20 protein-coding genes are annotated in these 19,324 nt (G+C 62.4%); 11 read left to right on the top strand and 9 right to left on the bottom strand.

Going from position 1 to position 19,324, the window contains the following annotated elements; all coding sequences use genetic code 11:
- Window positions 1-106 precede the first annotated feature (106 nt).
- The 5 genes from L5014_RS35455 (at window position 107) to L5014_RS35435 (ending at window position 4,187) form a co-directional block, all read left to right on the top strand.
- Window positions 107-1,261, top strand: coding sequence for an MFS transporter (locus L5014_RS35455; protein WP_238468546.1), 1,155 nt, complete (start codon window positions 107-109; stop codon window positions 1,259-1,261).
- 87 nt (window positions 1,262-1,348) lie between these two features.
- A complete protein-coding gene (locus tag L5014_RS35450) occupies window positions 1,349-1,669 on the top strand; it encodes a hypothetical protein (protein ID WP_238468545.1) in 321 nt (106 codons plus the stop codon).
- 26 nt (window positions 1,670-1,695) lie between these two features.
- Window positions 1,696-2,136 carry a GlcG/HbpS family heme-binding protein gene (locus L5014_RS35445; RefSeq protein ID WP_238468544.1) on the top strand — a complete coding sequence of 147 codons (441 nt, stop codon included), beginning with the start codon at window positions 1,696-1,698 and terminating at the stop codon, window positions 2,134-2,136.
- The gene (locus tag L5014_RS35440; protein WP_238468543.1) at window positions 2,133-2,882 is read left to right on the top strand and encodes a transporter substrate-binding domain-containing protein; all 750 of its coding nucleotides are present in this window, start codon (window positions 2,133-2,135) and stop codon (window positions 2,880-2,882) included. Before L5014_RS35445 ends, L5014_RS35440 begins: the two co-directional genes overlap by 4 nt.
- 123 nt (window positions 2,883-3,005) lie before the next feature.
- Entirely contained in the window at window positions 3,006-4,187 is a 1,182-nt protein-coding gene (locus L5014_RS35435; protein ID WP_238468542.1) for a porin, read from the top strand.
- Between the two features lie 275 nt (window positions 4,188-4,462).
- On the opposite strand, the gene L5014_RS35430 is transcribed toward L5014_RS35435, so the two are convergent.
- On the bottom strand, window positions 4,463-4,954 hold the full coding sequence (locus L5014_RS35430) for a protein-tyrosine phosphatase family protein (protein ID WP_238468541.1): 492 nt from the start codon (window positions 4,952-4,954) through the stop codon (window positions 4,463-4,465).
- A 572-nt stretch (window positions 4,955-5,526) separates the two neighbouring features.
- A complete protein-coding gene (locus L5014_RS35425) occupies window positions 5,527-5,727 on the bottom strand; it encodes a BPSL0761 family protein (RefSeq protein ID WP_238468540.1) in 201 nt (66 codons plus the stop codon).
- A gap of 75 nt (window positions 5,728-5,802) precedes the next feature.
- On the opposite strand from L5014_RS35425, the gene L5014_RS35420 reads away from it, so the two are divergent.
- Together L5014_RS35420 and L5014_RS35415 are read left to right on the top strand one after the other, a co-directional pair.
- Window positions 5,803-6,360: a hypothetical protein gene (locus tag L5014_RS35420; RefSeq protein WP_238468539.1), complete on the top strand. Its 558-nt coding sequence runs from the start codon at window positions 5,803-5,805 to the stop codon at window positions 6,358-6,360.
- Window positions 6,361-6,652: 292 nt separating this feature from the next.
- On the top strand, window positions 6,653-6,892 hold the full coding sequence (locus tag L5014_RS35415) for a helix-turn-helix domain-containing protein (RefSeq protein WP_238468538.1): 240 nt from the start codon (window positions 6,653-6,655) through the stop codon (window positions 6,890-6,892).
- Between the two features lie 368 nt (window positions 6,893-7,260).
- Here L5014_RS35415 and ychF read toward each other — a convergent pair whose 3' ends face one another.
- Both ychF and hmpA read right to left on the bottom strand, forming a co-directional pair.
- Window positions 7,261-8,358 carry a redox-regulated ATPase YchF gene (ychF, locus tag L5014_RS35410; protein ID WP_238468537.1) on the bottom strand — a complete coding sequence of 366 codons (1,098 nt, stop codon included), beginning with the start codon at window positions 8,356-8,358 and terminating at the stop codon, window positions 7,261-7,263.
- Between the two features lie 272 nt (window positions 8,359-8,630).
- Complete coding sequence (gene hmpA, locus L5014_RS35405; RefSeq protein ID WP_238468536.1) at window positions 8,631-9,842, bottom strand: NO-inducible flavohemoprotein; 1,212 nt, start codon at window positions 9,840-9,842, stop codon at window positions 8,631-8,633.
- A gap of 276 nt (window positions 9,843-10,118) precedes the next feature.
- Between hmpA and L5014_RS35400 the strand changes: the two genes are divergently transcribed.
- From L5014_RS35400 to L5014_RS35385, 4 genes are all read left to right on the top strand, one after another.
- Window positions 10,119-11,291, top strand: a complete 1,173-nt coding sequence (locus L5014_RS35400; RefSeq protein WP_238468535.1) for a UbiH/UbiF family hydroxylase — start codon at window positions 10,119-10,121, stop codon at window positions 11,289-11,291.
- 137 nt (window positions 11,292-11,428) lie between these two features.
- Window positions 11,429-12,160, top strand: a complete 732-nt coding sequence (locus L5014_RS35395; RefSeq protein ID WP_238468534.1) for a DsbC family protein — start codon at window positions 11,429-11,431, stop codon at window positions 12,158-12,160.
- 191 nt (window positions 12,161-12,351) lie between these two features.
- Window positions 12,352-14,142 carry a M61 family metallopeptidase gene (locus L5014_RS35390; protein ID WP_238468533.1) on the top strand — a complete coding sequence of 597 codons (1,791 nt, stop codon included), beginning with the start codon at window positions 12,352-12,354 and terminating at the stop codon, window positions 14,140-14,142.
- 314 nt (window positions 14,143-14,456) lie between these two features.
- Complete coding sequence (locus L5014_RS35385) at window positions 14,457-15,053, top strand: FMN-dependent NADH-azoreductase (RefSeq protein ID WP_238468532.1); 597 nt, start codon at window positions 14,457-14,459, stop codon at window positions 15,051-15,053.
- Window positions 15,054-15,196: 143 nt separating this feature from the next.
- Here the strand turns inward: L5014_RS35385 and L5014_RS35380 are convergent, their stop codons facing one another.
- The 5 genes from L5014_RS35380 to L5014_RS35360 are packed head-to-tail and all read right to left on the bottom strand — an operon-like array spanning window position 15,197 to window position 19,313.
- The gene (locus L5014_RS35380) at window positions 15,197-16,156 is read right to left on the bottom strand and encodes a uracil-DNA glycosylase (protein WP_238468531.1); all 960 of its coding nucleotides are present in this window, start codon (window positions 16,154-16,156) and stop codon (window positions 15,197-15,199) included.
- 39 nt (window positions 16,157-16,195) lie between these two features.
- Window positions 16,196-16,831 carry a CYTH domain-containing protein gene (locus L5014_RS35375; protein WP_238468530.1) on the bottom strand — a complete coding sequence of 212 codons (636 nt, stop codon included), beginning with the start codon at window positions 16,829-16,831 and terminating at the stop codon, window positions 16,196-16,198.
- 23 nt (window positions 16,832-16,854) lie between these two features.
- Window positions 16,855-17,640, bottom strand: coding sequence for an indole-3-glycerol phosphate synthase TrpC (gene trpC, locus L5014_RS35370; RefSeq protein ID WP_238468529.1), 786 nt, complete (start codon window positions 17,638-17,640; stop codon window positions 16,855-16,857).
- A 38-nt stretch (window positions 17,641-17,678) separates the two neighbouring features.
- The gene (gene trpD, locus L5014_RS35365; RefSeq protein WP_238468528.1) at window positions 17,679-18,710 is read right to left on the bottom strand and encodes an anthranilate phosphoribosyltransferase; all 1,032 of its coding nucleotides are present in this window, start codon (window positions 18,708-18,710) and stop codon (window positions 17,679-17,681) included.
- Between the two features lie 21 nt (window positions 18,711-18,731).
- Window positions 18,732-19,313, bottom strand: coding sequence for an aminodeoxychorismate/anthranilate synthase component II (locus tag L5014_RS35360; protein ID WP_238468527.1), 582 nt, complete (start codon window positions 19,311-19,313; stop codon window positions 18,732-18,734).
- Window positions 19,314-19,324: the final 11 nt, after the last annotated feature.

Here is a 19,324-nt window from a genome sequence, read left to right as displayed (position 1 = left end):
GTACTCGCAGCGGCGCTGAAGCGTCCGCCCTCAACAACGAACATTGACCATGATCGAAAGGTCGCCTAACCTATGCCGCACCCGCCGTCCCAACCTTCAACTGCCAATGGGACATTGCCCGCAGCAACTCAACGCGGCATTGTTGTTTGCCGCTGGCTTCATCATGCGCCCCATCGGCGGGTGGCTGTTCGGCCATTTCGCCGATTCCTACGGTCGACGCAAAGCCCTTACGGTGTCGGTGCTCATGATGTGCGGCGGGTCGCTGATTATCGCGGTGACACCGACCTATGCTTCTATTGGCATCGCTGCCCCGATATTGCTCGGTTTCGCACGCATCATTCAAGGGCTCAGCCTCGGTGGTGAGTATGGAACGAGCGCGACTTACCTCTCGGAAATCGCTCACGATAAACATCGTGGCTTCTACGCCAGCTTCCAGTACGTCACCCTCATCGGCGGTCAGCTGAGCGCCATCGTGGTGTTGTTGCTCCTGCAGAAATGGATACTGAGCGCGGAAGAATTGAGGACCTGGGGCTGGCGCATCCCGTTCTTCATTGGCGCAGCGCTCGCCGTATTCGCCGCGGTCATGCGCAAGAGCATGCATGAAACGGATGCCTACCGAAAGAAGAGCCTTGCTGGGCGCTCGCGAAGCTCATTGGGGGCGATATTCAAATATCCACGTGAAGTCTTCCTGGTTGTCGGTATCACCATCGGCGGAACGGCGGCGTTTTACACGTACACCGTCTACATGCAGAAGTTCTTGAAGCTATCGGTCAAGCTGACTGATGACCAAACGACGATGGTTACGGCGGGCAGTCTCTTGGTCGCCATGCTGCTCCAGCCGTTCTATGGTTGGTTGTCCGACCTCGTCGGACGCAAGCGCCTGCTTATCGGCTTCGGCGTTGCGGGAACGTTGTTCACTGTTCCCTTGATGACGAAACTGCAGACCGCCACGGGACCGCTCCAGGCTTTCCTGCTTATCGCTGCTGCGTGGCTCATCGTGTCGGCCTACACGTCAATCAGCGGTGTGGTGAAGGCGGAGCTATTCCCGACGAATGTCCGGGCTACTGGCGTTGGGCTGCCTTACGCGCTCACGGTGTCAATCTTTGGCGGCACATCCGAAATGCTCGCGTTATGGCTCAAGTCGATTGGGCATGAAGGATGGTTCTACTACTACCTGACCGGCTGCATTGCCATCTCGCTGATTGTCTACATTTTCATGCGCGACACGCTGAAATCCTCAGCGATGGACCGGCATGAGTGAGCGAGTTATGGGCTATGGGCTGTATGTGACGTTTCAGTCAGGTCTACCCCTCGTCGCCGGCTACTGCCATATCTGAGGAGTTAAATCATGCAAGTGAAAATTTCGAACAATTTGTCAGCGACGTTGGAGTTCCCCGAGGACTTCAAGCGATTCAGCGTCAACGTCGAAGGCAATCCCAGTGACCAGCCCCGTGTCCGGGACGCCATCTCTTCCGTGGGGGACATGACCGACGCTGAAACCATGTGGGTGAAAGAAACGTGGTTGCGTACGGCGCCGGGCCGAAGCGAGGCGCCGGAATGGCAAGACGGCGTGTCGAACATGATTGCGGGCGCGAAGAAGTACGGATGGGTTGACGAGGCGACCGGCTGCATCAAGGCACACGTCGTCTGGACCGAAACGGCTCAGTAACCGCATCTCTGCACAGGAATCGAGAAATGAACCAGTTGAATCTTGACATTGCCACCCGAGTCATCGACAGCGCGCTCCAGAAGGGACGTGAACTTGAGCTTGCGCCGTTGTGTGTCGTTGTTCTGGATGCTGGTGGGCATCTGATTGCGGCTAAGCGCGAAGACGGAGCGAGCCTGCTGCGTCCCGAGATTGCCACCGGAAAGGCATACGGCTGCCTCGCGATGGGTTTTGGCGGGCGTGAACTGGCCCGCCGCGCGCAGACTTCCGCGCCGTTCCTGACGGCGCTGTCGGGTCTAACGGGCGGCAAGGTAGTCCCTGTTCCTGGTGGTGTTCTTGTCCGTAGTAGCGATGGACATTTGCTCGGCGCAGTCGGCGTCAGTGGTGATGCGTCGCCGAAGGACGAGGTGTGTGCAGTGGCGGGTATCGCCGCCGTCGACCTGGTCGCGGACACCGGGGATGCGGCGTGACCGATGTGAGCAAGTTCGCAGCGGACGCGGCCCGCGAACTCGCGCCAAGTGGGGCGATGCGGGCTGCAATAAATCACGGCAATCCCATCCTGGCGCGACGAAACGCCGAGGGCGGCGAACTGAGCGGGATTTCCGTCGACCTCGCATATGGTCTTGCCAGAGAACTGGACGTTGATGCCGAGCTTGTGCCATTCGGGACCGCAAACGAAGCGTTTGAGGCAATCGCTTCTGGTCATTGCGACGTCGGGTTTCTCGCTATCGACCCCGTTCGTGGCGTCCGCCTTAACTACTCGGCGCCCTATGCGTTGCTTCATGGCGGGTACCTCGTACTCAGCGATTCCGTTTTCACTACGACGCACGACATTGACCGCCCGGGAGTGCGTGTCGCGGCAGGCCGCAACACCGCATACGACCTGTTCCTTTCTCGCACGCTCCAACACGCTGAAATCGTCCATTCTGTGACGTCTGTTGGGGCCGTCGAACTGCTGCTTGAAGGCAAGGCAGATGTTGCCGCTGGGATTTACAAGCCGCTTGCAGAATTTGCTTCGATGCGTTCGAACCTGAAGATGGCCGATGGCTATTTCATGGTGATACAGCAGGCGATGGCTGTTTCTAAGGCCCGGCCGTCGGCGCTTGCGTACGTGTCCGATTACATCGAAAGGATGAAGAGGTCGGGATTCGTCGCCGATAGCTTGGCACGCTCTGGGCAGACGGAGGCGCAGGTCGCTCCGCTGGCTCAGGTATGAAAGCTCTCAACTAGTAGATTCCCGAGCAGGCGGCAGTGAGGTCAGTCATCGACGTATAGTAAATATAGCAATCCTTATTGTTGATGTAGTAGAAGTTCAAAAAAAACATATTGGAGACTTTTGATGAAAAAGGTTTTTGTGCTGGCATGCTGCGGCATGGCAATGGCAAACTTCGCCTGCGCTCAGAGCAGCGTTACGTTGTACGGCATCATCGATAACGGGTTCAACTACAACAGCAACATGAACGGAAGTCGTTCATACGCGATGCAAGGCGGCGTGTTGAACGCGAGTCGTTGGGGTTTGAAGGGAACGGAAGACCTTGGCGGCGGACTTAGCGCTATCTTCACCTTGGAGAACGGGTTCGATATCAACACTGGGAAGTTTGGCCAGGGCGGGCTGCTGTTCGGCCGGCAGGCATTCGTCGGGCTTTCTTCCCGATGGGCAACGGTAACGCTCGGGCGACAGTACGATGCCAACGCCGACTACGTGGCGCCGTTTGAAGCAGGTACGCAATGGGCCGGGAATGTCGGAGCGCATCCCGGCGACCTCGACAATCTGAACAACACTGTCCGAACCAATAATGCAATCAAGGTTCGCAGTGCTGTTTTCGGCGGCTTTTCCGCTGCGGTGGAATACGGAGTGGGCGGCGTTGCCGGAGACGCGACGCGTAACCAGGCCTGGTCAATCGGCGTTGGCTATTCCAACGGCCCGTTGTCGCTCGGTGCAGGCTATTTGAATGTGCGAAATCCGAACGTCGGCTTCTTCGGAAACGCGACGACCGGCACGCCTTCGGCTACTACCGCGAACGTTGCCAGCCCGGTATACAGCGGCTTCATGTCCGCGCATACCTATCAAGTAGCCAGTGCCGGCGGTGCGTACACGATTGGTGCTGCCACCGTGGGGTTCACTTATTCGAACGTTGCTTTCAAGGACATCGGTGACCTCAGTAGCGGTCCGAACCCGGCGGGCTACAGGGGCAGCATGCATTTCAACAACGTGGAAGGAAACTTTAAGTACCAAGTGACGCCTGCCCTGATTGTTGGCGTTGCTTACGACTACACGAAAGGCAGCGACGTTTCCACCGCGACTGGCACCAATCCAGGAGCCACCTATCATCAGGGGATGGCGGGTATCGACTATTTCCTGTCGAAGCGTACGGACGTCTATCTTTTGGGTGTCTTTCAGAAGGCGTCGGGAACCGACTCGCGGAATCGAGCGGCGGTCGCAGCTATCAACAATCAAAGTTCGCCGTCAAGCAGCGACCGACAGGCTCTGGTCCGGGTCGGCATTCGCCATAAGTTCTGAGAACCGGGTCCGAGGGGGTCGAGGAGACATGGTTGTTTGGCCTACGGTGCTGATGCCGCCGCGCCGTAGGCTACCCGTTATTGTAAGTGGGAAACTGTGCCCGGCGATTCACGGGGATGTTCCAGAACGACGCCGTTCCAACTCTTTGCAGAGTAAATCTATCGTCGCGCAGGGCGATTGTTATCGCAGTCTTCCGCACTTTCAGTGCATTCGGCGACAACCCCTTGGAGTCGAACCCATTAGAAATGACTTTACTCATGGGACTGGAAAACGAATCACGATGGGTCGTGATGTGCGTGGTCATTTCCCAGCATCATGCGAACGATGGATGGGTTGGCTTGCGAAAGATGCTCGATTTCCGCTTGGTAGCCGTAAAGCAGGTGGAGCGCCAGGGCGATGGCGCATGAACGTGAATAACCGCCCTCGCAGTGTACGACTACTGACACCACCTCCGTCGGCAGAGCCTCAATGAAGGAGTGAATCGCCTGAGCCTGCTCCGCGGTAAATGCGTGGACGAGCTTGCCTCGCGACTTCTTCGAGAGATTCAGGCTCAGGAAATCGACGTCTGCGAAGCTCAGGCGCAGCAGATGGGAAAAGCCATCGAGGCTGGCAGGCGGGCGTTCCGGTGCGGTGACCGAGATGATGGCAATCGACGGTAGCCGCGGCAGTTTCTCGGCGTCACGTCGCGACAGCGCGAATACTTGGCGCGTGCCATTCACCGGCCGCTTGTATAACTTTCCCAAAACATCCCGAAGTCGCTGCGTCATCTCGCCTTGCTCGCACTCTGCTGGCGCTGCTTAACGGCTCTGTTAGCTTTGGCGCACGTTGCGCGACACCGTTCCAACTCTTTGCAAAGCAAATCTATTTCGGCTTGCATGTTAGCGGCTCGCTGTAGAAGCCGTCCGACTTCGTACCAATACGCGTAGCCCAAATCACCTTCGGCCATCGCCAGCTCGTGAATCTTGCGGAGGGCAATCTCCAGGTCGATGTGATTTTCTGAATGCATCTTGTACCCCTCCGTAGACCTAGCATTCCGCGACTGAAATGATAAGAACGCGCGACCGAAGCTGATGCAATTTTGGCCCGTACAGCTTGCCGAGGATGCCACGTACCACCGCCTCATCTCGCTGTGCCCAGTCGGCTGATTGAGCTAGTAGTCGCCGCCCATTTGGTTGATGAAGTCCGAGTGCTATGGCACACGACCTCGAGTGGCCGCCTTCACAGTGAACGACAACCGCAGTGATTTCTTCTGACAGGCATTCGACAAACGAGCGAATCGTGACGGCGTGCGCGGGGGAGCCACCACGATTTTCTTTGACTGTCCTGTCGCGCCAGTGAGTTACCGCGGAGGAGCGGCCCAGATTCCCGGCAATGCCGCGGCTGATATCTCGAGGTCGATGTCCAGCGGATAGTGCCGGAGGAGTAACAGCGCGGTGTCCCGAATTGCGTCGCGCGCGGTGGTGCTGGCGGGCGAGCCAAGCAGTTGCAAAAGCTCACGCGCTTCGATGACTGCCTTCGTACGCTCATATGCTGTGGTCATGGGATATTGCTCAATATACGTCGCAATTGCCGGTGCAATCGCACGCGCAGGAGCGCAACTTTCGCTGGCTTATCCGTGCGAGTCGGCGGGAACCAAGTCGGCGACTGGGGCGATGCATTCGTCGCAAAAGACGCGATGCCAATAGCCTTTCCGAAGTTCGCCTGGCTTGCCGCAGCTCTCGCATACGTGCCGGGCGCCTGTAACTGCGATTTGCACATGCGCGCGGATGCGCGATTCCACATCCGGGGGACACAGCTGTCCACTGAGGAGAACTACCGTAAGCTCGCCGCCGACCTGTGTGATGTCGGTGCAGAGGGGAAGCGCGGGATAGGTGGCATGGCCGTGCAGGAGTGCTCTGTCCATCTGGGCGATTTGCTCCGGAAACTGGAGTTGCTCTCGCCACAAGGCGCGAAGTTCGGCTTCAATGTCGCGCGCCAGCGCTTCAATGATTGGATACCAGCCAACGCCGCACTGAATACCAAAGTGCGAGATGTTCGCAAGGTACGACTCAGGATGATGCACTGCGCGAAAGAACAGCGGGAAGCAAGAAAACAGCTCGCGCTGCCTACTGTTCGCCATCCACATGCGGGGCTTAGGGTGCAGTTCGGTGTCCACGGGTTCAACCATCTTTAACAGCCGGCGCACCGCCGGCGAGTTATCACACGACCGCGTGCGACGCATTACTCGAGGAGCAGTCACCAATAGTTCTCCGTCATCGACCTGCGACGGGACGAGTTGTCCTTCGCAAGGAGCAATTTTGAAAAGAAATTTGCAGTCGAGCGCGCGTCGCTTGAAGTTGATATTCGACGGTAGCGCGACATCGCGAATCCGCGCGGTGGCAGGACGAGGTCCGCCTTGCAAATAGTCTATTTTGGACTATTCCAAAATCGCTTGCAACCTTGCGGCTCTTCGCGTCGAGCCGCCAATGGAAAAATCTATCTACTCTCGTCGATACGCAATGTTCGCTAAGCTGCTGCGAGCAGCTAGAGAAGAGGCGGGTTTTACACAAGAAGAGGTCGCAGCTCGTCTTGAGACCACTCAGACCTTCATTAGCAAGTGCGAGCGCGGCGAGCGTCGACTGGATGTTATTGAACTATGTAGTTGGTGTGAGGCTCTGGGCATTCCAGCCAGCCGGTTCGTCGCAGAACTTGAGCAGAAGCTCTGACCGGCTGAGTGCGGTCGTCGAGAACGCGCAGCATCATCTGAAAAAAAGTGTCGATGATGTCAGGTTACGGTGCAAGTTCCCCGTGTGCACAACTCTGCTGTCCACACCGCACGGGTGTGGACAGCCGCCCTGCGGGCGGTACCAGAGTTGCACACACTCGAATGTCTGACGCGCCGGCTTTTGCCGGCTTGCCCTATTTGTAAAAAGGGGGAATGGAGAACTCGAGAAGGCGGCTATCGGCCGATTCGGATGTATTGCCGAACGCTCGGAGGCGGGTCTGGGGGACCTCCGTTACTCGTCTGTCACAAAGACACGCTGGCGACTCGTGTCCATAGGCGTTCGATTCTGGGGTGAATGTCCATACCCGCTTATGTGCGGGTGAACAGGAAGTTCATCACGTCGCCGTCGTGCACGACATATTCCTTGCCTTCGGCGCGCATCTTGCCGGCTTCCTTCGCGCCGGTTTCGCCCTTGTACTGGATGAAGTCGTTAAACGCGATGGTCTGCGCGCGGATGAAGCCGCGCTCGAAGTCGGTGTGGATCACGCCGGCTGCTTGCGGTGCGGTGTCGCCGACGTGGATCGTCCACGCGCGCACTTCCTTCACGCCCGCCGTGAAGTACGTTTGCAGGCCGAGCAGCTTGAAGCCCGCGCGGATCACGCGGTCGAGGCCCGGCTCGTCCATGCCCATGTCGGTGAGGAACGCGATCTTGTCTTCGTCGTCGAGGTCCGCGATTTCCGCTTCGATCGCGGCGCACACCGCCACCACCGGCGAGCCCTCGGCTTCGGCGTGCTTGCGCACGGCTTCGAGGTACGGATTGTTCTCAAAGCCGTCGTCCTTCACGTTCGCGACGTACATCGTCTTTTTCGCCGTGATCAGGCAGAACGGCTTGATGAGCGCCTGTTCGTCCTCGTTCAGGTCGAGCGCGCGCACCGGCTTCGCCTGGTCGAGCTGCGCGCGCACCTTTTCCAGTACTGCCACGAGCTTCCCTGCTTCCTTGTCGTTGCCCGACTTGGCGGCCTTCGAGTAGCGGGTGAGCGCCTTCTCGACGGTGCTGAGGTCGGCGAGCGCGAGTTCGGTGTTGATGACTTCGATGTCGGCGAGCGGATCGACCTTGCCCGCGACGTGGATCACGTTTTCGTCCTCGAAGCAGCGCACGACGTGCGTAATCGCATCCGTTTCGCGGATGTTCGCGAGGAACTGGTTGCCGAGGCCTTCGCCCTTGCTCGCGCCGGCGACGAGGCCCGCGATGTCGACGAACTCGACCACGGCCGGCAACACGCGCTCGGGCTTGACGATCTCGGAGAGCGCCTTCAGGCGCGGATCCGGCACTTCGACCACGCCGACGTTCGGCTCGATCGTGCAGAACGGGTAGTTCTCGGCGGCGATGCCGGCCTTGGTCAGCGCGTTGAACAGGGTGGACTTCCCGACATTGGGCAAGCCGACGATGCCGCATTTGAGGCTCATGGAAAACCTTTTTTGAATCAGTTGGTTACGGCTGGTCGTCGTGTCGTTTGCTGTCCGGCGATGGCCGGAACGCGACAGCCGCAAGGTGAAATCGGGGACGAGACAAAGCGTACGCATCTGGCCGCGAGGCCGACGATTTTGTACGGTTTTTGTGCTCGAAAAGTCGCAATTGTAACCCGTTCGGCGGCGTTGATCCGCGCGGGCCGGGGCGCAAGGGGCGGCAGGCGGGGCGCAGCCGGTTCTGGCCGGCTGCGGGTTGGGCGGCGTTGCGCTTATTCGGCGAACAGGTCCGGACCGAACACTTCGTAGTGGATCCTGGCTTCGCGGATGCCCAGTTCCTTGAGCGCGTCGTGCTGCATCCGCATGAACGGGATCGGCCCGCAGATGTAGTAATCGGCGTCGGGCAGCAGGATCGCGTTCTTGATTGCCGCGACGTCGACGAGCCCGGTATGGTCGAAGTCCCGGCCCGCCACGTCCTGCGGCAACGGATCGTCGTAGAACACGACCAGGCTGAAATTGGCATAGGTTCTGGCAGCTTCGCGCAACCGGTCGCGCATCGCGTGCACGCCGCTGTTGCGCGCGCCATGCACGAACACCACGCGCCGTTGCGGGTCCTGGATGGCGCGCTTGAGCATGCTGATCATCGGCGTCAATCCGACGCCGCCGCTGATCAGCACGATGGGCGTCTTCGCGTCGACGTCGATATGGAAGCTGCCGTAGGGCGCGGCCAGCTTGATCTCGTCGCCGACATTGACGTGATCGTGCAGCAGGCACGAGACATAGCCCGGGGGATTGTTGCCGCCGCTTTCGCGCTTCACCGAGATGCGATAGCTGTGGCCGTTCGGCATATCCGAGAGGCTGTACTGGCGAATCTGCTGCAAGCCCAATGAGGGCACTTCAACGGCGACGCTGACGTACTGGCCGGGCTCGAAGTTCACGACCGGCTTGCCGTCGGTGGGTTCGAGGATGAACGACGTAATCACGCTGCTTTCGGGCCGCTTTTCGCGCACGACGAAGGTGCGCCAGCCGGTCCAGCCGCCCAGTTGGCCGGAGGAGTTCTCGTAGAGTTCGCTTTCCATGCCCATCAGCACATCGGCCAGATTGCCGTAGGCCTGGGCCCATGCGGAAATGATGTCTTCGGTGGCGGCGTCGCCCAGCACGTCCTTGATGGCGGCCAGCAGGTTTTCCCCGACGATGGGGTAGTGCTCGGGCCGCACGCCGAGACTCGCATGCTTGTTGGCGATGTTCTTCAGCACGGCCATCAGGCTGCTCGGGTCTTCGATGTTCTCCGCGTACGCGTAGACCGCGCGGGCCAGCGCCTGCTGCTGCTGGCCCTGCTCCTGGTGCGCCATGTTGAAGACGTTTTTCAGCTCCGGATGAGCTTCGAACAGGCGCTTGTAGAAGCGCGTGATGATGGCGTAGCCGTGATCGGCCAGAACCGGTGCGGTGGCCTTGACGATGTCCTTCGTCTTTTGTGTCAGCATGGTTCGTCTCTCTCCTTGGCAATGCGAGGGATGGGTCCAGTCAAACCTGGACGGTAGTTTGCAGGCGTTTGTTGCAGTAGTTTGCGCTCGAATAAGCATCGAACGGGGCGATATCCTTGGGCGCAGAGGTGGGAAGCGCATGCATCGGGTGTGCCCGAGAACCGTCGCGGCCGGTGCCCCGCGTGCCTTTGCCGTGCCGCTCGACTGCCCGTCCAGGCGCCCGTCCGGCCATCCATCCGGCCCTGTCAGATTGACCCCCACAGCTATAATGCGCGGATGACTTCAACCAACCAGACCTTCGACGTCGCCGTGATCGGCGGCGGGCTCGTCGGCAAGGCGGCGGCGCTCGCGCTGACCCAGAGCGGCCTGCGTGTGGCGCTGCTCGCGCAGCCGTGTGCGCCGCTGCCCGCCGGCGCCGTTTTCGATGCGCGCGTCTATGCCTTTTCGCGCAGCTCGCACGCGCTGTTCGAGCGGCTGCGGGTCTGGCAGGCGGTCGATGCCGCACGTCTCACGCCCGTCTACGACATGCGCGTGTTCGGCGACGCCGCCGCGGAGCTGCATTTTTCCGCATATCAGGCTTCAGTGGCGCAGCTTGCCTGGATTGCCGAGTCGTCGCTGGTGGAGCGCGCGCTCGACGCGGCGCTGCATTTCCAGCCCCATCTCACGTGGATCGACGCGCGCGCGCAGACGCTCGACGTGAAGCCCGACGCCGCCGTGATCGGTCTCGCGAACGGCCGCACGATCGAGGCCGATCTCGCCGTCGGTGCCGACGGCGCACACTCGTGGGTGCGCGCGCAGATCGGCTCGAAGGTCGAGCGGCGCGATTACCGGCAGACCGGCGTGGTCGCCAACTTCCGCGCCGAACGTCCGCATGGCGAATGTGCGTATCAATGGTTCCGGGACGGCGAGATCGTCGCGCTGCTGCCGTTGCCAGACCAGCACGTTTCGCTGGTCTGGTCGGCGCAGACGGACCATGCCGATGAACTGCTCAAGCTCGATCCGCAACAGCTCGCCGCCGAAGTCGAGCGCGCGACACAGAAGCTGCACGGCGCGCTCGACTGCGTGACGCCCGCGCGCGGCTTCCCGCTCGCCTTGCAGACCGTCGACCGCCTGATCGCACCGCGTGTCGCGCTGGTCGGCGACGCCGCGCACCTGATTCACCCGCTCGCCGGGCAGGGCGTGAACCTGGGACTGCGCGACGTGGCGGCGCTCGTCGACGTCATCGCGCAGAAGGAAGCGTTTCGCGACCTCGGCGACACCGTGCTGCTGCGCCGCTACGAGCGCGGCCGCCGCGAAGACATCCAGAAGCTCGTCATGGCCACCGATGGTTTGCAGCGGCTCTTCTCGGTGCCCGGCCCGCTCGCGCGCGTGCTGCGCAACACGGGCATGGCGTTCGTCGGGGCGCAGCCGCTCGTCAAGCGCTTGCTGGTGGCGTCGGCGCTCGGCTGAGCCGGGGCGGGCATTCGGTTGCTTCAGTGCCTGGCAGCTTAGAATGAACGTGTCTGGCCGAGGGCCACGCCCGAATTTCACCCGGAACGCTTCGTGCGCAACCTGCGCAAAGCGTCCCAGAATCAGGAAAGCATCACATGCAAAAGCGTATCCGCATTGCCGCGTTCGTCCTCGCGGCGGCCGCCTCGGTGCTCGGCTGCTCCGCGCAGGCCGACCAGACCACCGACAAGATCAAGGCCACGTTGCAATCGCGACTCGGCGTGGACGGCGGCGATATCAAGAGCATCACCAAGGCGCCGATGGCCGGCCTCTACGAGGTGAACCTCGGCTCGCAGATCGTCTACAGCGACGCCAACGGCGATTACGTGCTTACCGGCGACCTCGTCGATACCAAGGCGCATCGCAATCTCACCGCAGCGCGTCTTGCCGAGCTCAACAAGGTCGACTTCGCGAAGCTGCCGTTCGAGAACGCCGTGAAGGTCGTGAAGGGCAACGGCAAGCGCCAGATGGCGGTGTTCTCCGACCCGAACTGCCCGTACTGCCATCAGCTCGAAAGCACGCTCAAGTCCATCGACAACGTGACGGTCTACACCTTCCTGTACCCGGTGTTGTCCGATGATTCCACGGCGAAGGCGAAGTCGATCTGGTGCTCGACCGACCGCGCGAAGGCATGGGAGTCGTGGATGGTCGAGCGCAAGGCGCCCAACGCCTCGGGCACCTGCAACACCGCCGCCATCGACAGCAATCTCAAGCTCGGCGCAAAGATGAACGTGACCGGCACGCCCACCGTGATTCTTGCGGACGGGACGCGTCTGCCGGGGGCGGTCAGCGCCGACCGGCTCGAAAACGCCTTGGGCGCCGCGCGCTAAAGCATCGACCGAACCTGCCGGCCGCTTTTGCGGCCGGTACCTTTTTTGCCCACCGATTTTTTCGCATGCTGCCGATTGCCGCGCGTGCGCCCGCCGCACAGGCATTGCTGGTAGCTGCCAGCGGTTGCCGGTAACTGGCCGTCGCGCAGCGCTTGCTGCATCGCTAACCGAACCCGTCACCCATCCCGCCGATGAAGCCGATCCGATACACCATCGTCCCGAAGAACCCTGCCGCGCACCTGTTCGAAGTGACGCTCACCGTCGTCGATCCCGCGCCGGACGGCCAGCGCTTCATGCTGCCCGTCTGGATTCCGGGCAGCTACATGGTGCGCGAATTCGCGCGCAACATCGTCTCGGTGCGCGCAATCAACGAAGCGGGCCGCAAGGTGCGTATCGGCAAGGTCGACAAGCACACGTGGCAGGTCGCGCCCGTGAAGGGGGCGCTTACGTTGCGCTACGAGGTTTATGCGTGGGATATGTCGGTGCGGGCGGCACATCTGGACGACACGGTTGGCTTCTTCAACGGCACGAGTGTGTTTCTCGCCGCGCTCGGCCATGAGGGCGCTCAGCACGTGGTCGACATCCAGCGTCCGGACGGCCACGCGTATCGCCACTGGCGCGTCGGCACCGCGCTCGCGGAGGCGCGCGGCACCAAGCGCTACGGCTTTGGCGAATACACGGCGTCGGGCTACGACGAGTTGATCGACCATCCTGTCACGCTCGGCGAATTCACGCTCGCGAGCTTCAAGGCGCACGGCGTGCCGCACGACATCGTGATCGCGGGCCGCGTGGTGGCGCTCGATACCGAACGTCTCTCCGCCGATCTCAAGAAGATCTGCGAGGCGCAGATCGCGCTCTTCGAGCCGCGCACGAAGCGCGCGCCAATGGAGCGCTACGTGTTCATGACGCAGGCCGTGAGCGACGGCTACGGCGGGCTGGAGCACCGCGCGTCCACGGCGCTCATCTGCAACCGTACCGATCTGCCCGTGAAGGGCAAGGCCGAGATGTCCGAGGGCTACCGGACCTATCTGGGCCTGTGCAGCCACGAATACTTCCATACGTGGAACGTGAAGCGCATCAAGCCCGCCGCGTTCGCGCCGTACGACCTCGCGCGCGAGGACTACACCTCGCTGCTGTGGCTCTTCGAGGGCTTCACGTCCTACTACGACGACCTCATGCTGGTGCGCAGCGGCCTCATTTCCGTCGACGAATACTTCGGCCTGCTCGGCAAGACTGTCGGCGGCGTGCTGCGCGGCACGGGGCGCCTGAAGCAGAGCGTGGCCGAAAGCTCGTTCGACGCGTGGATCAAGTACTACCGCCAGGACGAAAACGCGTCGAATGCGATCGTGAGCTATTACACGAAGGGCTCGCTCGTTGCGCTCGCGTTCGATCTCGCCATCCGCACGGAAACCAGCGGCCGCAAGTCGCTCGACGACGTGATGCGTCTCCTGTGGCAGCGCTATGGCCGCGACTTCTATCGCGGCAAGCCGGTGGGCGTGGGCGAGGACGACGTCGAAGCGCTGATCGCCGAGGCAACGGGCGTGGAGCTGGGCGGCCTGTTCGCCGACGCCGTGCGCGGCACGCGCGATCTGCCGCTTGCCGCGCTGCTCGAGCCGTTCGGCGTGAAGCTCGACGGCGAACCCGAACGTGGCGCGAAGCCGTCGCTGGGCGCGCGTCTGCGCGGCGGCGCCGAGGCGACGCTCGCGGTGGTCTACGAGGGCGGCGCTGCGCAAAAAGCGGGGCTGTCGGCCGGCGACGCGCTGGTCGCGCTCGACGGCCTGCGCGTCACGGGCGCGAATCTCGACACGCTGCTCGCGCGCTACCAGCCGGGCGCCAAGGTGGAAATCCATGCGTTCCGCCGCGACGAACTGCGCGTCGCGCGCCTGACGCTCGACGCGCCAGAGACCGCGCGCTACAAGCTCAGCGTCACCGACAAGCGCCCGGCGCCGCGCGCGCTGCGCGAGCGCTGGCTGGCGGCCTGATCGCAGGCAGGAGCGGGTGCACGCCCCGCTTCTGGCAAGCATCGGGCAAGCGTCCGACAAGCATCGGGCAAGCATCGGGCAAGCATCGGGCAAGACAGGCGGCGGGCGTGCAACCCGCCTCGGCATGGACGGCGGCGAGGCACGATCCAATCCCGCCGCACTTTTTTCAGCTTTCATCTCTTCCTTCCAGCTTTCGGGATTGTTCTACCACTGCAACAATCCGTCATCGGTGGCCTACTTTTTCGGCGCCCGGCAAAAAATCACAATGGCTTCACTCGCGCAACGTTGCGCAATCGAGACCCGAAGGAGCCACCATGACGACCATCCTGCAAATCAATTCCGCCGCCCGTTCGCAAGGCGCCCAGTCGACGCTGCTCGTCAACGAATTGACGGAGAAGCTGCAACAATCGAATCCGGGCGCGAAGGTTGTGACGCGCAACCTGCAAGCCGATCCGCTGCCGCACCTCGACGACGCCGTGCTCGGCGCGTTCTTCACGCCGGCCGAGCAGCGCACGCCGGAGCAGCAGGCCATCGCCGCACGCAGCGAAGCGCTGATCGCCGAATTGCAGGCCGCGGACATCATCGTGATTGGTGCGCCGATGTACAACTTCGGTGTTTCGTCGCAACTGAAGACGTACTTCGACTGGATTGCCCGCGCAGGCATCACGTTCCGCTACACCGCGAACGGCCCTGAAGGCCTCGTGAACGGCAAGAAGGTGATCGTGGTTTCGGCGCGTGGCGGCAAGTATCACGGCACCCCGAACGACAGCCAGACGCCGTTCCTCAAGTCGTTCCTCGGCTTCCTCGGTATGACCGACGTGAGCTTCATCTACGCCGAAGGCCTGAACATGGGGCCGGATGCTGCCAGCGCAGCGCTCGCGAGCGCGCGTGAAGCGATCGCGGCGGCCTGAGCCCACGCGACGGCTGTAGCGACGGCGATGCGGTGCTTCATTGCGCCGTATCGCGAGGGGTAAAGCAAAAACGCCACGGAGCGTGCTTCGTGGCGTTTTTCGTTGTGCGCGTTGCGCGTTTCAGTGCTTCGCGCTTCGGCGTTTCAGGCGAGCACTTCGGCCTTGTCCGGCAAGCGCCAGTCGATGGACGGGCGGCCATGCGCTGCCAGGTATTCGTTGGCCTGCGCGAAATGCCCGCAACCAAGAAAGCCACGATGGGCCGAGAGCGGCGACGGATGCGGCGCCTCCAGCACGCAGTGTTCGCCCGAGCCGAGGAGCGCACGCTTGTTCTGCGCATGCGCCCCCCAGAGCATGAACACGAGATGTTCGTGACGTGTCGCGATCTCGTGGATCAGCGTGTCGGTGCAGCGCTCCCAGCCGCGCTTGGCGTGGCTCGCGGCGTTCGCGCGCTCGACGGTGAGCACCGTGTTGAGCAGCAGCACGCCCTGGCGCGCCCACGCGTCGAGGCAGCCGTGCGCCGGCGCGTCGATGCCGAGGCTCGCCGCGATCTCCTTGAAAATGTTGCGCAGCGAGGGCGGCGTGCGCACCGCGGGCGGCACCGAGAACGCAAGGCCGTGCGCCTGCGGCGTGCCGCGGTCATCGCCGTGATAGGGGTCTTGGCCGAGGATCACCACCTTCACTTCGTCGGGCGAGGTGAGGCGCAGCGCGCGGAATACGTCGGCGGGATAGACGGTCTTGCCGGCGGCGCGTTCGTCGTCGACGAAACGGCATAGCGGCGCATAGGCGTCGCTCGCGATGAACGGCGAGAGCAGCTCGTGCCAGGCGGTGGGCAGCGCGGCGAACTGGTCTTCGAGACGCGTGATGGCGGCGGTCGATTGCGGTTTATCGGCGGACATGGCGGCTGCGGACTGGCTGGCGGACATCGGGGCTGTGGCGGAGGCGGGGAATTCGTCGTCGAGGAGCGAGAAGATCGTGATCTGGCGCGGGTCGACTTCGGGCGCGGACGTTTCGTCGAGCGTGGCCAGTGCCGCTTCGGGCGGATCGTCATTGAAGAGCGAGGCTTGCGCTGGCGCTGCGGTGCGCGCGTGTTTCGTGGAGGTCATGGGCGGCAAGTGTCGCAAGAATCGCGCAGCGATTCAATCTCAGCCTTCGCGCAGCTTGTAGCCGCGCTGCGCCTTGCTGATATCGTCGGGCGCGAGGCCGGGCAGGGCCTTCGAGAGTTCAGCCGCGAGCGTGTGCAGCGCGGCTTCGTCGCCGTCCTTCAGTTCCAGCTCGATTTCGCAGATCGGCGTACGGCGCAACGTGCCGTTCACGTCTGCCGTCACCTCGCCCTGGTCGACGGCCGCTTCCACTTGTGTGCCATCGACTTCGAGCGTCCACAGCGTGCGCGTGAAATCGGTGCGAAAAAGCGGGATCAGCGTGGCGGCGGCTTGCGTGAGGGCCGTCGATTCGCCAGCCCTATCGTCCGCCGCGCAGGCCTTCAACAGCCGCTCGATCTCGAGCGCTTCGCCCGCAACGGGCATTTCCCACTCGTGCCGCTCATGCAGCCCGCTTTGCGCCACGCCCACGGTCTTGAACGTCTGCACCCAGCCTTCTGGCGTGAGGCGCAGCCGCAGCGCGCTCTTCGCCCGCGCGAGCGCAAGCGACGGCGTGTCGAAGTAGATGTTCTCCAGCCTCACCGCGCGGCCCGGCGCACCGGCACGCGTCTCGAAGAGACGCAGCGCCGCGTCCACCTGGTCGCGCGGCAGCGCGAGCTTGATTTCGCGTTCGATAGCCATCGTCGCTTTTCGGTTACATGCAATCAGAAGAACATGCGCGCAAGTTCCGCGCCGGGCTGCTCCGCGCGCATGAACGCTTCGCCCACGAGGAACGTGTGCACTGCGAGCGCGCGCATCTTCTCGACGTCGGCGCGCGAGAGAATGCCCGACTCCGTTACGACGATGCGGTCTTCGGGCACGTCGTCGAGCATGTCGATGGTGGTTTGCAGCGTGGTTTCGAAGGTGCGCAGATTGCGGTTGTTGATGCCGATGAGCGGCGTCTTCAGCGTGAGCGCGTGCTTGAGCTCTTCGCGATCATGCACTTCGACGAGCACCGCAAGCCCCAGCGAATGCGCGAGCGCTTCGAGATCGCGCATCTGGCCGGGGTCGAGCGCGGCGGCGATCAGCAGAATGGCGTCGGCGCCCATCGCGCGCGCTTCGACGATCTGATACGGATCGACGATGAAGTCCTTGCGCAGCACCGGCAAATTGCACGCGGCGCGCGCGGCTTCCAGATAGGCGGCGCTGCCCTGGAAGAATTGCACGTCGGTGAGCACGGAAAGGCATGCTGCGCCGCCTTCGGCATACGAGCGCGCGATTTCGGCGGGCTGGAAGTTTTCGCGCAGCACGCCCTTCGAGGGGCTCGCCTTCTTGACTTCGGCGATCACGGCGGCCTGACCGTTCGCGTGCTTCGCGCGCAACGCGCCCACGAAGTCGCGCAGATCGCGCGTGCTCGCCTGGAGACGCAGCTCTTCGAGCGGGGCGCTCTGCTCGGCGGCGCGCACTTCTTCGTGCTTCACCGCAATGATTTTTTCGAGGATGTCGCTCATGGCTATCTGCAAGAATCTGGCTAAAAAACGGTGCGGGATCAGCGTTTGAACTGTTGGGTGAAGCGTACCAGTTCGTCGACCTTGGCGCGCGCGCGGCCACTTGCGAGGGTCTCGCGCGCGAGCGCGATGCCGTCGGCGATCGAATTCACGACGTTGGCCGAATAGAGCGCCGTGCCCGCGTTCAGCGTGACGATCTCGCGCGCCGTGCCTGGCTCGTTCGAGAGCGCGCCGAGCAGCATCGTCTTGGATTCGTCGGCGTTTTCGACCTTGAGCGAGCGGTTCGAGACCATCTGCATGCCGAAGTCCTCGGGATGGATCTCGTACTCGCGAATCTCGCCGTCCCTCAACTCGCCCACGAGCGTGGCCGCGCCGAGCGAGACTTCATCCATGCCGTCCTTGCCGTACACCACGAGCACGTGCTTCGCGCCCAGGCGCTGCATCACGCGCACCTGAATGCCGACGAGGTCCGCGTGAAACACGCCCATCAGCTGATTGGGCGCGCCGGCCGGATTCGTGAGCGGCCCGAGGATGTTGAAGATCGTGCGCACGCCCAGTTCGCGGCGCACGGCCGCGATGTTTTTCATCGCTGGATGATGGTTGGGCGCGAACATGAAGCCCATGCCCGTTTCGGCGATCGACGCGGCCACCTGGTCCGGTTGCAGGTCGATGTTCACGCCGAGCGCTTCGAGCACGTCCGCGCTGCCCGACTTGCTCGACACGCCGCGATTGCCGTGCTTCGCGACCTTCGCGCCCGCCGCCGCCACGACGAACATCGACGCGGTGGAAATATTGAAAGTGTGCGAACCATCGCCGCCGGTGCCGACGATGTCGACAAAGTTCGAATTGTCTTTCACCTCGACGTGATTCGCGAACTCGCGCATGACTGTGGCGGCCGCCGTGATCTCGCCGATGGTTTCCTTCTTCACACGCAAGCCCGTGATGATCGCCGACGAGAGCACGGGCGAGAGCTCGCCGCGCATGATCATGCGCATGAGGTGCAGCATCTCGTCGTGGAAGATCTCGCGGTGCTCGATCGTGCGTTGCAGCGCTTCTTGCGGGGTAATGGACATGGTCGTGTCTCCTTTGCTCCGTTAAGCGCTGTGCGCCTTCGACTGCTTGAGGAAGTTCTCGAAGAGCGCGTGGCCGTGCTCGGAGAGGATCGATTCCGGGTGGAACTGCACGCCTTCCACCGCGAGCTCGCGGTGACGCACGCCCATGATTTCGCCGTCGTCGGTCCAGGCCGACACTTCGAGGCAATCGGGCAGCGACTCGCGCTCGATCGCGAGCGAGTGATAGCGCGTCACGTTGAAGTGCTTCGGCAGGTCGGCGAACACGCCTTTGCAGTCGGTTTCGATCTGGCTCACCTTGCCGTGCATGATGGTCTTGGCGCGCACGACGCGCCCGCCGAATGCTTCGCCGATGGCCTGATGGCCGAGGCACACGCCGAGAATCGGCGTCTTGCCCGCGAATTCGCGCAGCACGTCGAGCGTGATGCCCGCGTGCTGCGGGTTGCTCGGTCCGGGCGAGAGGCAGATGCGCTCCGGGTTGAGCTTGCGGATTTCCTCGATGGTGATTTCGTCGTTGCGGTACGTATGGACGTCTTCGCCGAGTTCGCCGAAGTACTGGACGATGTTGTAGGTAAACGAATCGTAGTTGTCGATCATGAGCAACATGGTCTTGTCTC

It is taken from the genome of Paraburkholderia tagetis, from assembly GCF_022213065.1.
GTDB lineage: Bacteria > Pseudomonadota > Gammaproteobacteria > Burkholderiales > Burkholderiaceae > Paraburkholderia > Paraburkholderia tagetis.
Note: the sequence above shows the minus strand (reverse complement) of the source record. Positions and strands in the feature narration are given on the sequence as shown.